At 72.4% G+C, this 14,060-nt stretch carries 11 protein-coding genes; 4 read left to right on the plus strand and 7 right to left on the minus strand.

Annotation, left to right across the window (positions count from 1 at the left end; genetic code table 11):
* Positions 1-7: 7 nt before the first annotated feature.
* Positions 8-1,207 carry a citrate synthase gene (locus tag AC067U_RS04880; protein ID WP_478828165.1) on the minus strand — a complete coding sequence of 400 codons (1,200 nt, stop codon included), beginning with the start codon at positions 1,205-1,207 and terminating at the stop codon, positions 8-10.
* A gap of 69 nt (positions 1,208-1,276) precedes the next feature.
* Between AC067U_RS04880 and AC067U_RS04885 the strand changes: the two genes are divergently transcribed.
* The 3 genes from AC067U_RS04885 (at position 1,277) to AC067U_RS04895 (ending at position 4,995) form a co-directional block, all read left to right on the plus strand.
* Positions 1,277-2,509 (plus strand): citrate synthase, encoded by a 1,233-nt coding sequence (locus tag AC067U_RS04885; protein ID WP_478828166.1) that lies wholly within the window; start codon positions 1,277-1,279, stop codon positions 2,507-2,509.
* A gap of 186 nt (positions 2,510-2,695) precedes the next feature.
* Complete coding sequence (locus AC067U_RS04890; RefSeq protein ID WP_478828167.1) at positions 2,696-4,294, plus strand: ATP-binding protein; 1,599 nt, start codon at positions 2,696-2,698, stop codon at positions 4,292-4,294.
* Entirely contained in the window at positions 4,291-4,995 is a 705-nt protein-coding gene (locus AC067U_RS04895) for a DUF7342 family protein (protein ID WP_478828168.1), read from the plus strand. The genes AC067U_RS04890 and AC067U_RS04895 overlap by 4 nt, the downstream gene beginning before the upstream one ends.
* Before the next feature lie 15 nt (positions 4,996-5,010).
* On the opposite strand, the gene AC067U_RS04900 is transcribed toward AC067U_RS04895, so the two are convergent.
* The 3 genes from AC067U_RS04900 to AC067U_RS04910 form a co-directional block, all read right to left on the minus strand.
* Positions 5,011-6,603, minus strand: coding sequence for a solute symporter family protein (locus tag AC067U_RS04900; protein WP_478828169.1), 1,593 nt, complete (start codon positions 6,601-6,603; stop codon positions 5,011-5,013).
* Positions 6,600-7,097 carry a DUF485 domain-containing protein gene (locus tag AC067U_RS04905; protein ID WP_478828170.1) on the minus strand — a complete coding sequence of 166 codons (498 nt, stop codon included), beginning with the start codon at positions 7,095-7,097 and terminating at the stop codon, positions 6,600-6,602. Before AC067U_RS04905 ends, AC067U_RS04900 begins: the two co-directional genes overlap by 4 nt.
* A gap of 126 nt (positions 7,098-7,223) precedes the next feature.
* Positions 7,224-9,344 (minus strand): DNA gyrase/topoisomerase IV subunit B, encoded by a 2,121-nt coding sequence (locus AC067U_RS04910; RefSeq protein ID WP_478828171.1) that lies wholly within the window; start codon positions 9,342-9,344, stop codon positions 7,224-7,226.
* A 454-nt stretch (positions 9,345-9,798) separates the two neighbouring features.
* Here AC067U_RS04910 and AC067U_RS04915 point away from each other — a divergent pair, with 454 nt between their 5' ends.
* Positions 9,799-10,029, plus strand: coding sequence for a DUF7455 domain-containing protein (locus AC067U_RS04915; protein WP_478828172.1), 231 nt, complete (start codon positions 9,799-9,801; stop codon positions 10,027-10,029).
* A 189-nt stretch (positions 10,030-10,218) separates the two neighbouring features.
* Here AC067U_RS04915 and AC067U_RS04920 read toward each other — a convergent pair whose 3' ends face one another.
* From AC067U_RS04920 to AC067U_RS04930, 3 genes are all read right to left on the minus strand, one after another.
* Positions 10,219-11,043 (minus strand): serine protease, encoded by an 825-nt coding sequence (locus tag AC067U_RS04920; RefSeq protein WP_478828173.1) that lies wholly within the window; start codon positions 11,041-11,043, stop codon positions 10,219-10,221.
* Positions 11,044-11,166: 123 nt separating this feature from the next.
* Positions 11,167-12,732 (minus strand): RNA polymerase sigma factor, encoded by a 1,566-nt coding sequence (locus AC067U_RS04925; RefSeq protein WP_478828174.1) that lies wholly within the window; start codon positions 12,730-12,732, stop codon positions 11,167-11,169.
* A 385-nt stretch (positions 12,733-13,117) separates the two neighbouring features.
* Complete coding sequence (locus tag AC067U_RS04930) at positions 13,118-14,059, minus strand: FadR/GntR family transcriptional regulator (RefSeq protein ID WP_478828175.1); 942 nt, start codon at positions 14,057-14,059, stop codon at positions 13,118-13,120.
* Position 14,060 lies beyond the last annotated feature (1 nt).

The following is a 14,060-nucleotide window of genomic DNA, read 5'->3' on the forward strand; positions in this document are numbered from 1 at the left end:
ATCGTAGTCAGCCGGCCGCCGGCACGGGCTGGGGCGGGGTGGGGCCGACGTAGCGGGCGGCCGGGCGGATGATCTTCGAGTCGGCCGCCTGCTCCAGGACGTTCGCACTCCAGCCGACCACCCGCGCCACGCAGAAGGTCGGTGTGAACATCTCGCGCGGCAGACCGCACAGCTCCATGACCACCCCGGCGTAGAACTCGACGTTGGTGTGCAGTTCGCGGCCCGGCTTGAGCTCGGCGAGGATCGCCTCGACCCGCTCCTCGACCTGCACCGCGAAATCGACCAGCGGGCCGCCGAAGTCCCGCGCGATCTCCCGCAGCATCCGGGAGCGCGGGTCCTCGGTGCGGTACACCGGGTGACCGAACCCCATGATCCGCTCCCCGGCCCGCACCCGTTCGCGGATCCACTGGTCGATCCGGTCCGCGCTGCCGATCGCGTCGAGGGTGTCCAGGGCCCGGCTGGGCGCCCCGCCGTGCAGCGGCCCGGAGAGCGCGCCGATCGCGCCGGTGAGGCAGGCCGCCACGTCCGCTCCGGTGGAGGCGATCACGCGGGCGGTGAAGGTGGAGGCGTTGAAGCCGTGGTCCACGGTGGAGATCAGGTAGCGCTCGACCGCCCTGGCCCGGACCGGGTCGGGCTCCTCGCCGGTGAGCATGTACAGGTAGTTGGCGGCGTAGGCCAGGTCATCGCGCGGCGCCACCGGCTCCAGGCCCTGTCCGAGCCGGTGCAGTGCGGTGAGCAGGGTGGGTACGGCGGCACAGGCGGCCAGGGCGTCGGCGGCCCGGCGGGCCGGGTCGAGGTCGTACAGCGGGCGGAACCCGGCCGAGGCGCCGAGCAGCGACAGCGCGGTGCGCAGGCCGGCGAGCGGGCCGGAGGCGGAGGTGGACCGGGCGAGCGCGGGCAGGGCCCGCTGCACGTCCTCGGGGAGCCGGCGCAGCGGGGCCAGCTCGGCGGCGAAGGCGGCCCGCTCGGCGGGGCCGGGCAGGGTGCCGCGGAACATCAGGTGCCAGACGTCCTCGAAGCCCCGGCGCTCGGCCAGTTCGACGGCCGAGTACTGGCGGTAGTGATAGAAGCCCTCGCGGCCCCGGACGTCGCCGAGGGCGGTCTCGGTGACGACGACGCCCGCGAGTCCGCGGGGAGCGATGACCTCTGCCCGGGTGGCGGTTCCGGCGGCGGTTCCGGTGGCGGATTGAGTGGTGGCTGCATTCATGATTCGACCATCCATGCTTGATGCAGTCCTCGTCAATCTTGATTGAATCAATATATGTAGCCTGGGTTCATGACTGACCGGCTCACCACCCGCGAGGCCGCCGAACTGCTCGGCGTGAAACCGGCGACGGTGTACGCGTACGTCAGCCGCGGCCTGCTCGGCAGCCGGCGCGACCCGGTGGGCCGGGGCAGCACCTTCGACGCCGCCGAGGTCGCCGCGCTGGCCCGGCGCAACCGCCGGGAGGCGGCCGCCCCGCCCGGCGAGCTGTCCGTCCGCACCGCGCTGACCCTCATCGAGCCGGACCGCTACTGGTTCCGCGGCGTGGACGCCGTCGAACTGGCCGGCCGGCACACCTACGAGGAGGTCGCCGAGTGGCTGTGGACCGGGCGGCTGCCGCGGGGCACCCGCTTCACGGCCCCGCCCGGGCTGCTGGCCGCCGCCCGCCGCGCGGTGGCGGCCCTGCCGGAACACAGCGGTCCGGTGGACCGGCTGCGAGTGGCGACGGCGGCCGCGGCGGTGGCGGACCCACTGCGCTTCGACCTGTCGGAGGAATCGGTGCTCGGAGCGGCCCGGGGCCTGATCCCGACCCTGGTCGGCTCCCTGCCGGTGCTCGGCACCGAGCCGCCGGCCGGGGAAGGGCCCACCGGGACCGGACTGGCCGGGGAGCTCTGGCCGCGCCTCACCGGGCTCCCGCACGACCCGGCGGCCGTGGCCGTCCTCGATCTCGCGCTGGCCCTGCTCACCGACCACGACCTCGCCGCCTCCACCCTCGCCGTCCGGGTCGCGGCCTCGTCCCGGGCCCACCCCTACGCCTGCGTCTCGGCCGGGCTCGGCGCGCTCGAAGGCCCCCTGCACGGAGGGGCGGGGCCACTGGCCCACCGGATGCTGCTGGAGGTGGTGGAGCGCGGCGGGGCCGCCCCCGTGGTCGCCGACCACCTGCGGACCGGCCGCCGGGTGCCGGGGCTCGGGCACCGCCTCTACCAGGGCGAGGACCCCCGCGCCAGCGCGCTGTTCGCCCGCCTCGCGGACCTCGGAGCCGCAGCGCCAGCCCTGGCCGCCGCACACGAGGTCGTGGCGGTCACCGCCCGCCAGGGCCGCGGGCTGCACGCCAATGTCGACCTGGCGCTCGCCGTGCTGACCGTCTCCCACGGGATGTCCGCGGAGGCCGGGGAGACCGTGTTCGCGGTGGCCCGCACCGCCGGCTGGATCGCCCACGCCCTGGAGGAGTACGGCGAACGCCCCCTCCGCATGCGCCCCACCGGCCACTACACCGGCCCCCTCCCGCCCCAGCCCCTCCCCTGACGGCGCGAGCTGCGCCCCGTCAGAGGCACGGGGAACTGCCCGACCAGCCACGACCGGCCCGCAGACCCGGTACGCCGGGGACCGCCCCGAACGGGGACGGCCCCTGGCCGGGCACCGGCCAGGGCTGGACGGCCGCCCGGAGCCACGGATTCCCCCCGGGAGCCAATCGGCTTACCGTGGGACGCCATGAGCACATGGCGCGCCCCCCTGCGGTTCCCCCGGCGGGCGGTCTCCCAGATCCTGCTGACCCAGCTGGCCATCGCCGCCGGGGTCGCCGTGCTGGCCACCGGGCTGTTCCTGGCCCCGCTCGGCGCCCAGCTCGACGACCAGGCGATGCGGCGCGCCCTCGCCATCGCCCAGAGCACCGCCGCCGACCCGGCCGTCGCGGCCGGCCTGCTGGATTCCACCGCCACCCCGGACAGCCCGGTGCAGGCCGCAGCCGAACGCATCCGCCGCGCCACCGGCGCCGAGTACGTCGTCGTCCTCGACCGGAACGGCATCCGCCGCTCCCACCCGAGCCCCGGGAGGATCGGGCTGCCCGTCTCCACCGACCCGGGCCGGGCCCTGGCCGGCCACGAGGTGATGGAGATCGACGAGGGCACCCTGGGCCGCTCGGCCCGTGGCAAGGTACCGCTGCTCGCCGCGGACGGGGAGATCGTCGGCGCCGTCTCGGTCGGCATCGCCTACGACAGCGTCCGCGACCGGCTGCTCGGCGCCATCCCCGGCCTGCTCGCCCTCGCGGGCGGCGCGCTCTCCGTGGGCGCGCTGGCCGCCTGGCTGATCTCCCGCAGGATCCAGCGGCAGACCCGTGACCTGGCCTTCTCCGATATCTCCGGACTCCTCGCGGAGCGCGAGGCGATGCTCCACTCCATCCGCGAGGGCGTGGTCGCCCTCGACCGCGACGGCCGCATCCGGCTGGTCAACGACGAGGCGGCCCGGCTGCTCGGCCTCGACCCCGGAGCCCTCGCCGGCCGCCCGGTGGAGGAGGTGCTCGGCCCCGGCCGCACCACCGACGTGCTCTCCGGCCGGGTCACCGGCCGCGACCTGCTCGCCGTCCGGGGCCCCCGGGTGCTGGTCGCGAACCGGATGCCCACCGAGGACGGCGGCGCCGTCGCCACTCTGCGCGACCGGACCGAACTGGAGCACCTGGGCCGCGAGCTCGACTCCACCCGGGGCCTGATCGACGCCCTGCGCGCCCAGGACCACGAGCACGCCAACCGCCTGCACACCCTCCTCGGGCTGCTGGAGCTCGGCCTCCACGAGGAGGCCGTGGAGTACGTCACCGAGGTGGCCGGAGTGCACCGCAGCACGGCCGAACAGGTCACCGAGAAGGTCCGGGACCCGCTGCTGGCCGCCCTGCTGGTGGGCAAGTCCACGGTCGCCGCCGAGCGCGGGGTCGCCCTGCGGCTGGCCGGCACCACCCTCCTCCCCGACCGCCTGGTGGACCCCGGCGGGCTCGTCACGATCCTCGGGAACCTGGTGGACAACGCCCTGGACGCGGCGGCGGGATCGGACGGGGCCCGGGTCGAGGTGGAACTGCGCGCGGAGGGCCGTACGGCCGTCTTGCGGGTGCGCGACAGCGGGCCGGGGGTCCCCGCCGCCCGGCGCGAGGAGATCTTCACCGAGGGCTGGTCCACCAAGCAGCCCACGGCCCACCGGGAGCGCGGTCTGGGGCTGCCGCTGGTCCGCCGCCTGGCGGAGCGGCAGGGCGGCAGCGCGCGGGCCGGGGAGGCGGGGGACGGCGGGGCCGAGTTCACCGTCGTCCTTCCGGAGGCCCTGCGATGACCGGCGCGAGCATCCAGGTCCTGGTCGTCGACGACGACGTACACGTCGCCCGGATCAACGCGGCGTACGTCGCACGGGTGCCCGGGTTCGCCGTGTCCGGGCGGGCGCATTCCGCGGCCGATGCCCTGGAGTTCCTCGGCGGGCACCGGGTGGACCTGGTGCTGTTGGACCACTACCTGCCGGACGGGAACGGCCTGGACCTGGTCCGCAGGCTGCGCCAGCTCGGCCGGCAGACCGACGTGATCATGGTGACGGCGGCCCGCGACCTGGCCACCGTCCAGTCGGCCATGCGGCTCGGCGCCCTCCAGTACCTGGTCAAGCCGTTCACCTTCGCCGGCCTGCGCGCCAAGCTGGAGGCGTACGCGGCCCTGCGGCGCACCCTGGACGAGGGCGGCGAGGCCGAACAGGCCGAGGTCGACCGGATCTTCGGGGCGCTGGCCGGAGCCGGCGGCCCGGTGGACCTCCCCAAGGGCCACTCCCCCACCACCGCCGAACTGGTCCGGCAGGTGCTCCGCACGGCCGACGGGCCGCTCTCCGCCCAGCAGATCGCCGACCGGGCCGGGATCAGCCGGCAGACCGCCCAGCGGTACCTCAAGCTCCTCGACCGGGCGGGCCGGGTCCGCCTCACCCTCCGCTACGGCGAGACGGGACGCCCCGAACACCGCTACGCCTGGGTCCCGGCCGGGCCCGAGCGCCGGTAGGTCCTTTCCCGCCGGTCAGGCCGCCCCCGCCCCGGTCAGCGCGCGGACCTCCGTCTCCGCGTACTTCACCGGATCCGGTGCCTCGCGGGAGGTGACGGTGCCGAGCCAGCCCGCCAGGAAGCCCAGCGGGATCGAGACGATCCCCGGGTTCTGGAGCGGGAAGACCTGGAAGTCCACGCCGGGGAACAGCGCGTCCGGGCTGCCCGAGACCACCGGCGAGACCAGCACCAGCAGCACGGCCGGGACCAGCCCGCCGTAGACGGACCACACCGCGCCCCGGGTGGTGAACCCGCTCCAGAACAGCGAGTACAGCAGCACCGGCAGGTTGGCCGAGGCCGCCACCGCGAAGGCGAGTCCGACCAGGAAGGCCACGTTGAGGTCCTGGGCCAGCAGCCCCAGCCCGATCGCCACCGCCCCGATGCCCACGGCTGCCAGCCGGGCCACCGCCACCTCACTGCGCTGCTTCGCGTGGCGCCGGCGCAGGGAGGCGTACAGGTCGTGCGCCACCGAGGCCGAGGAGGCCAGGGTGATCCCCGCGACCACGGCGAGGATGGTGGCGAACGCGATCGCGGCCACCAGGGCGAACAGCACCGCACCCCCGGTGGAGTCGGCCCCGCCGCCGAGGAAGGCGGCGAGCAGGGGTACCGCCGTGTTGCCCGAGGCGTTGGACTCCCGTACCGCGTCCGGACCGATCAGCGCGGCCGCCCCGAAGCCCAGCACGATGGTCATCAGGTAGAAGCCGCCGATAAGGGCGATCGCCCAGACCACCGAGCGGCGGGCCGCCCGGGCGGTCGGCACGGTGTAGAAGCGGGACAGGATGTGCGGCAGGCCGGCGGTGCCGAGCACCAGGGCCAGGCCGAGGCTGATGAAGTCGAAGCGCGCCGTCCAGTCGCCGCCGTAGCGCAGGCCCGGCCCGAGGAAGGCTGTGCCGTGTCCGCTGCGGTCGGCGGCGACGGCCAGCAGACGGCCGAAGTCCCCGTGGAAACGCAGCAGGACCAGCACCGTGAGGGTGATCGCGCCGCCCATCAGCAGGACGGCCTTGACGATCTGGATCCAGGTGGTGGCCCGCATCCCGCCGAAGGACACGTAGAACACCATCAGGGCGCCGACGCCGACCACCGTCCAGGTGCGGGCGGCCGCGCTGCCGCCGCCGAGCAGCAGCCCGACCAGGCTGCCCGCGCCGACCATCTGGGCGACCAGGTAGAGGACGGAGACGGTGACGGAGGAGGCGCCGGCGGCGATCCGGACCGGCCGCTCGCTCATCCGCGCGGCGACCACGTCGGCGAGGGTGAACCGGCCGCAGTTGCGGACCAGCTCGGCGACCAGGAAGAGCACCACCAGCCAGGCGACGAGGAAGCCCACGGAGTAGAGCATGCCGTCATAGCCGAACAGGGCGATCAGGCCGGAGATGCCCAGGAAGGAGGCGGCCGACATGTAGTCGCCGGCGATGGCGAAACCGTTCTCCAGGGGGGAGAACAGGCGGCCGCCCGCGTAGAACTCCTCCGCCGAGCCCTGCCGGTGGCGGCTGACCCAGGTGGTGATGCCCAGGGTGACGGCGATGAAGAGGCTGAACAGGACGAGGGCGAGGGTCTGGTGCTCGGCGGTCACCGGCCGGCCTCCCGGGCGTGCTCCCGGTCGAACACCGTCCAGCGCAGGTCGAGTGCGGCGCGGTCCCGTCGCAGCCGGGCGTGCCGGGCGTACGCCCAGGTCAGCAGGAAGGTGCTGAGGAACTGGCCGAGCCCCGCCAGCAGCGCCACGTTGACCGTGCCGAACACCGGCCGGGCCATCAGGCCGGGGGCGGCGGTGGCGGCGACCACGTAGGCGACGTACCAGAGCAGGAAGGCCCCGGTCGCGGGGACCACGAAGCGGCGGTAGCGGAGGCGGACCTCCTGGAAGGCGGGGCTGCGCTGCACCTCCAGGTAGATCTCGGCCGCCGTGCGGGCCGTGTGCTCCCCGTCCCGCTCCGGGCCCGGTCCGGGCTCCTCGCCCGCGCGCCCGACCTCACCCTCGTCCACGTCCTCGCCCCAGCCTGCGGCCAGCGCGTCGTACCAGGGATCGTCGAGCCGGATCGTTCCGGCGTCGCGACCGTCGTGGTTGTCCACCGAGCTCTCCTTGGTCGCGGCCGCAGTGGCCGAGTGTCCCCAAGGATGGGCGGAAGGACTCATTCCGGACTGGTGTATCGAAAGGGCTTCACTCCATCAGGTGATGGAGTGAAGCCCCGCGGCGGGTCAGGCGTCGATGCGCGAACGGTCCAGGGTGGCCGCCGAGCTGGTGATGAACTCCTTGCGGGGGGCGACCTCGTTGCCCATGAGCAGGTCGAACACCTGCTCCGCCGCCTCCAGGTCGCCGATGTTGATCCGGCGCAGGGTGCGGTGCCGCGGGTCCATGGTGGTCTCCGCGAGCTGGTCGGCGTCCATCTCACCGAGGCCCTTGTACCGCTGGATGGAGTCCTTGTAGCGGATCCCCTTGCGCTGGTACTCCAGCAGGGTCTGGCGGAGCTCGCTGTCGGAGTACGTGTACACGTACTTGTCCTGGCCCTTCTTGGGCTGGACCAGCTCGATCCGGTGCAGCGGCGGTACGGCGGCGAAGACGCGGCCGGCCTCGACCATCGGCCGCATGTACCGCTGGAACAGGGTGAGCAGCAGGCAGCGGATGTGCGCGCCGTCGACGTCGGCGTCCACCAGCAGGACGATCTTGCCGTAGCGCGCCGCGTCGATGTCGAAGGTGCGGCCCGAGCCGGCCCCTATGACCTGGATGATCGCTCCGCACTCGGCGTTCTTGAGCATGTCCGAGACGGAGGACTTCTGGACGTTGAGGATCTTGCCCCGGATCGGCAGCAGGGCCTGGAACTCGGAGTTCCGGGCGAGCTTGGCGGTGCCGAGGGCGGAGTCGCCCTCGACGATGAAGAGCTCGCTGCGGTCCACGTCGTCGCTGCGGCAGTCGGCCAGCTTGGCGGGCAGCGAGGAGGACTCCAGCGCGGTCTTCCGGCGCTGCGCCTCCTTGTGCTGGCGGGCCGCGATCCGGGTCCGGGCGGCTGCGACGATCTTCTCCATCACGGCGCGGGCCTGCTGCTTGTCGTCCCGCTTGGTGGAGGTGAGGAACGCCTTCAGCTCCCGGGCCACCACCTGGCCGACGATCCTGGCGGCCGCAGAGGTGCCGAGCACCTCCTTGGTCTGGCCCTCGAACTGCGGCTCGGCCAGCCGGACGGTCACGACCGCGGTCATGCCCTCCATGGCGTCGTCCTTGACGACGTCGTCCTCGGCGACGCGGAGCAGCTTTGCGGAGCGGAGCACCTCGTTCACCGTCTTGGCGACCGACCGCTCGAATCCGGACACGTGGGTGCCGCCCTTGGGGGTGGCGATGATGTTGACGAAGGACTTCAGCTGGGTCTCGTACCCGGTGCCCCAGCGCAGGGCGATGTCGACGCCGAGCTCGCGGGTGACCTCGGTGGGGGTCATGTGACCGCGGTCGTCGAGGACCGGGACGGTCTCCTTGAAGGTGCCCGTGCCGCTCAGCCGCAGCACGTCGCAGACGGCCTTGTCCTGCGCGAGGTACTCGCAGAACTCGCTGATGCCGCCGTCGAAGCGGAACGTCTCCTCGGTCTTGCCGGCCCCGTCGATGCCGCGCTCGTCGCGGACCACCAGGGTCAGGCCGGGCACCAGGAAGGCGGTCTGCCGGGCGCGCTGGTAGAGCGTCTCCAGGGAGAGCCGGGCGTCCTTGAGGAAGATCTGCCGGTCGGCCCAGTAGCGGACCCGGGTGCCGGTGCGGCCCTTGGGGATCCGCTTGGTCTTCTGCAGGCCGTTGGCCGGGTCGAACGGGCTGTCGGGGCCCTGCTCGGTGAAGATGCCCGGCACGCCGCGCCGGAAGCTGATCGCATGGGTGGAGCTGTTGCGGTCGACCTCGACGTCGAGGCGGGCCGAGAGGGCGTTCACCACGGAGGCACCGACGCCGTGCAGACCGCCGGAAGCCGCGTAGGAGCCGCCGCCGAACTTGCCGCCGGCGTGCAGCTTGGTCATGACGACCTCGACACCGGACAGTCCGGTCTTGGGCTCGACGTCGACCGGGATGCCGCGGCCGTTGTCGCGGACCTCGACCGAGCCGTCGTCGTGCAGCACGACCTCGATGTGATCGCAGAAACCGCCGAGGGCCTCGTCGACGGAGTTGTCGATGATCTCCCAGAGGCAGTGCATCAGGCCACGACTGTCGGTCGAGCCGATGTACATGCCGGGACGCTTGCGGACGGCCTCGAGACCTTCGAGGACGAGCAGGTGCCGCGCGGTGTAGTTGGAGCCGTCCCGGTCCGCTCCGGTCAGCAGCGCGTTGGAAGGCACGGACGTGTCGGCGGTCACGCAGTTCGCTCCTCGCTGAATTTCTTTTCCGGCCCGTTCGGGCCCAGGGTTGGCTCGTTGCCCGTCAGAGGGTACCGATGCCTGGTAGAGCCGGTACAACGCCACCCTCGCGGTTCATCAGCCTAATGCAGAACCGTACGGATGTTCGATCCCCCGATGGGGTGAAGCAAACATCACGTTCCCTTCCGCGCATGAACCATTTAGGGTTCGGGCACGTCCTCATGAACAACCGGCACTCCCGCCGGGGAGGACGAGACCCCCATGCGACGACGACAAGCAACGACAAACAACGCGAAACCGTAAAGCAACGCAATACGGCTCCTTCGCCGCCAACCGGCAGCAGCCGGCCAGCTTCGGAAGGAAGTTTCGAGGAAAAGCCGCGAGCGGGAACGTTTTCGGCCTGGTTGGATGTTGACCCTGGTACGACAGCTCGTCGAGCTAGAGAAGAGGCGACGTGACTACTGTTCTGACCCCCGCGACCCCGCTGACGGCCGCTGACCGATGCGACCGTTGCGGCGCCCAGGCATATCTGCGCGTCGTCCTGATGAGTGGCGGTGAACTGCTCTTCTGCGCCCACCACGGACGCAAGTTCGAGCCGGAACTCAGGAAGATCGCCGCGGAAATACAGGATGAGACCGAGCGGCTCACGGCCGTTCAGGCCCCGGCCGACACCGAGGAACGCTGACACGCTGATCCCTCGCATCCCGACGAGCCAGGACCGGCCAGGCCGGTCGACGGGCGGTACCCCTGAGATCCAGGGGGCACCGCCCGTCCTCATTTCCACCCGCGACGGTTTCGCTCGCCGCGGACCCCACCACGAGCCGCACCGCGGGCCCCACTGCCGACCCGGCCGGGCCCGCTCCGGAGCGTGCTCTCAGCCGGCCACGAACGCGGCGAGCGGGGCGATCTTGGTGTAGACACCGGGACTGTCCGCACGGCCGCAGCCGCGCCCCCAGGACACCAGGCCGATCAGCCGGCCCCCGGCCACCAGCGGCCCGCCGCTGTCTCCCTGGCAGGCGTCCTTGCCGCCCTCCTTGTCCCCCGCGCACACCATGGAGTCCCGCAGGTACCGTCCGTCCGCGTCGCCGGGATACGCCTCCCGGCAGACCTCGTCGGACAGCACGGTCACCTCGGAGACCCGGAGCCCGTACGCGTAGTCACCAAAGCCCGTGGTGTCGCCCCACCCGTACACCGAGGCCGTGGTACCCGCGGTGTAGCCCGGGTCCGCCGCACCGGCCAGCGGCAGGACGTGGGCGGCGGGCACGGCTTCGTCGAGTTCCAGGACGGCCAGGTCCCCCGCGTTGGTCACCGCGTCGTACGCGGGGTTCACCCGCGCCCCGCGCACCGCGATCTCCCGGCCCTCGGCCGCCCGCAGCTCGGTCCGCCCGGTGATCACCCGCAGGTCGCGCACGGATTCGACGGGGCCGCCCAGCACCGCGCGGCCCAGACAGTGGGCGGCCGTCAGCACCTTGGTCGGCCCCACGATCACACCCCCGCAGAACTGGCCCGCCCGCGTACCCCCGAACCGGTCACGGCTGGAGAGGGCGACCACCCAGGGGCTGTCGCCGACCTTGGCAGGCTTCCCCCCGATCACCACCCCGTCCGCGGCCGCCCGCGGCGCCTGGGCCAGAGGTATGGCGGCCGTTCCTGCCGCCAGGGTCAGTGCGCCCGCCAGGAAACGGGCGAAGGGACGACGCATGGGGCCTCCTGACTCTGGGTGGATGTGACTCCACCCAGAGTGGAATGCCCGGTGGCCGCGCGCACCCGCGCGACCACCCCCCTACGTGCTCCCCGGCGTCCCGGGAGCCGGTCGGGCCGGACCTCAGTCGAGGTAGTCGCGCAGCACCTGGGAGCGGGACGGGTGGCGCAGCTTCGACATGGTCTTGGACTCGATCTGGCGGATCCGCTCACGGGTGACCCCGTAGACCTTGCCGATCTCGTCCAGGGTCTTGGGCTGCCCGTCGGTGAGGCCGAAGCGCATGGAGACCACGCCGGCCTCGCGCTCGCTGAGGGTGTCGAGCACGGAGTGCAGCTGTTCCTGCAGGAGCGTGAAGGAGACCGCGTCGGCCGGGACGACCGCCTCGGAGTCCTCGATGAGGTCGCCGAACTCGCTGTCGCCGTCCTCGCCCAGCGGCGTGTGCAGGGAGATCGGCTCGCGGCCGTACTTCTGGACCTCGATGACCTTCTCGGGGGTCATGTCGAGTTCCTTGGCCAGCTCCTCCGGGGTGGGCTCGCGCCCGAGGTCCTGGAGCATCTGGCGCTGCACGCGGGCGAGCTTGTTGATCACTTCGACCATGTGCACCGGGATGCGGATGGTGCGGGCCTGGTCGGCCATGGCGCGGGTGATGGCCTGCCGGATCCACCAGGTCGCGTAGGTCGAGAACTTGTAGCCCTTGGTGTAGTCGAACTTCTCGACGGCGCGGATGAGACCCAGGTTGCCCTCCTGGATCAGGTCCAGGAAGAGCATGCCGCGGCCGGTGTAGCGCTTGGCCAGCGAGACGACCAGGCGGAGGTTGGCCTCCAGCAGGTGGTTCTTGGCCCGGCGGCCGTCCTCGGCGATGATCTCGAGCTCGCGCTTGAGCTTGGGCGCCAGCTTGTCGGAGTTGGCCAGCTTGTCCTCGGCGAACAGACCCGCCTCGATCCGCTTGGCGAGCTCGACCTCCTGCTCGGCGTTGAGCAGCGGGACCTTGCCGATCTGCTTGAGGTAGTCCTTGACCGGGTCGGCGGTGGCGCCGGCCACGGCGACCTGCTGGGCCGGGGCGTCGTCCTCGTCCTCGTCGGACAGCACGAATCCCTTGGCCTCGCCGGTCTCTTCCTCTTCCTCGGCGCCCTTGCCGGCGGCGGCCTCCTCGACGGGTTCTTCGTCGGTGGGCTCGTCGGCGGTCTTCGCGGCCGCCGTCTTCTTCGCCGCGGTCTTCTTCGCGGCCGTCTTCTTGGCCGGGGCGGCCTTCTTGGCCGCCGTCTTCTTCGCCGCGGCCTTCTTCACGGGCGCGGGCTCGGTTCCGGTCTCGTCCGCAGTCGCTTCGGCGGCGGTGTCCGGGGCCGCCGGCATCTCCTCCGGGGCGGCGGCCGGGGCGGCCGTCGTCCTGGCCGCGGCGGTCTTGGTCGCCGCCCGCTTGGCCGGCGCCTTCGCCGTGACGCTCTTACGGCTGCGCTTGGGGGACTCCGCGGCACTGACCATCAGCGTCACACCCTCTTCCTCGAGGATCTGGTTGAGGCTGCGGAGAACATTCTTCCACTGGGTCTGCGGAATCTGGTCAGCCTCGAAGGCCCGACGCACGTCATCGCCGGCGATCTGCCCCTCGGCCTTGCCCCGCTCGATGAGCGCCATCACAGAATCGGACTCGGCGATCTCCGGCGGGAGCGTACGGGATGTGCTGGCCGACACGAACAACCTCTCGGAACGATGGAAACGGCTTCCGACCCCGGTCTGGTGCTGGACCGGAGCCGACGACCACCGACGGGGATGGGCCGGCGGCGCGGGCAGCGGCCTGGGAGCTGCACAGCACCCGGTCCGGCTGCTGTCTTCCCTCCGTCGGCCATCACCTCTTAGGTCATCGCACGACCTCGCAGAGCGTTACGCCCAATATTCGTGGCCCGAATCACATCCCCTTCACACCGGCAGGTCCCGATACGTTCCTGCCGGGCCCTGACGGGGTGCGGAACGGAGTGCCGGACGGCCCAGCCGCCGGACCTTCCCCCAGACTTCGTCCGGGGCCCAGGGCCCGGCGACCACCCGTTCCGCCCCCGCGTGCCCCCGCGCGCACTGCCGCTCAGTGCTCGCGCGGGGCGGGGACCACGCGCTCGACCTCCGGATGCACCATCAGCAGCTGGCGCATGGCGTTCTCGGCTCCCGTGGCGTCGCCGGCGGCCAGGGCTTCGACGATCCGCGCGTGGTGTCCGACACAGGTCTCGCTCCGGCGGTCACAGGCAGTGACCGGGCTGCCGGAGACCTGGAGGGCGGCGGAGACGATGCCGGAGAGGTGCTCCAGCATGCGGTTGCCGGCCACCTGGATGAGCAGGCCGTGGAACTCGTTGTCGGCGCGGGAGAAGGTGATCGTGTCGCCCTGGCCGAGGGCGTGGCCCATGATCTCGACCATGTCGGACAGGCGCTGCTGGATGTCCTGGCGTCCGTGGCCCGCGGCGAGCCTTGCGGCCAGCGGCTCGATGGTCCAGCGGAGCTCGGTCAGCTCGCGGCGCTGGTCCTCGCGCTGGGGGCCGAAGGCCCGCCACTCGATGATGTCGGGGTCGAGCAGGTTCCAGTCGCTGACCGGGCGGACGCGGGTGCCGACGTTGGGGCGGGCGCTGACGAGACCCTTGGCCTCCAGGACCCGGAGGGACTCGCGGACGACCGTGCGGGAGACCTCGAACCGCTGGCCGATTTCCTCGGGGACCAGCGGGCGGTCCGCGCCGAGGTCGCCGGAGACGATCATCTGACCGAGCTGCTGGACGAGTTGGCCGTGCAGTCCGCGGCCGCGGCTGCCGGCCGCGCGCCGGCCGACCCGGCTCAACTCGACGTCGGAGCCGTCCCAGTGGGGCGCGCCGACGCGGTCGGCACCGGGGGCCTCCGCGTAGGGGTAGCGGTCGAGTTCGCCCGGGCCTGCGAGACCGGTCTCGGCATGGCGGGCGGTGGTCATCATGGTGTGCGCAAGGGTACTCACGCATCCTTTGTCGGCCGTGCCCCGAAGGCCCTTGAGGTCTTTGGTGAAAAGCACA

The sequence above is a fragment of the Streptomyces sp. NPDC043853 genome (assembly GCF_056436025.1).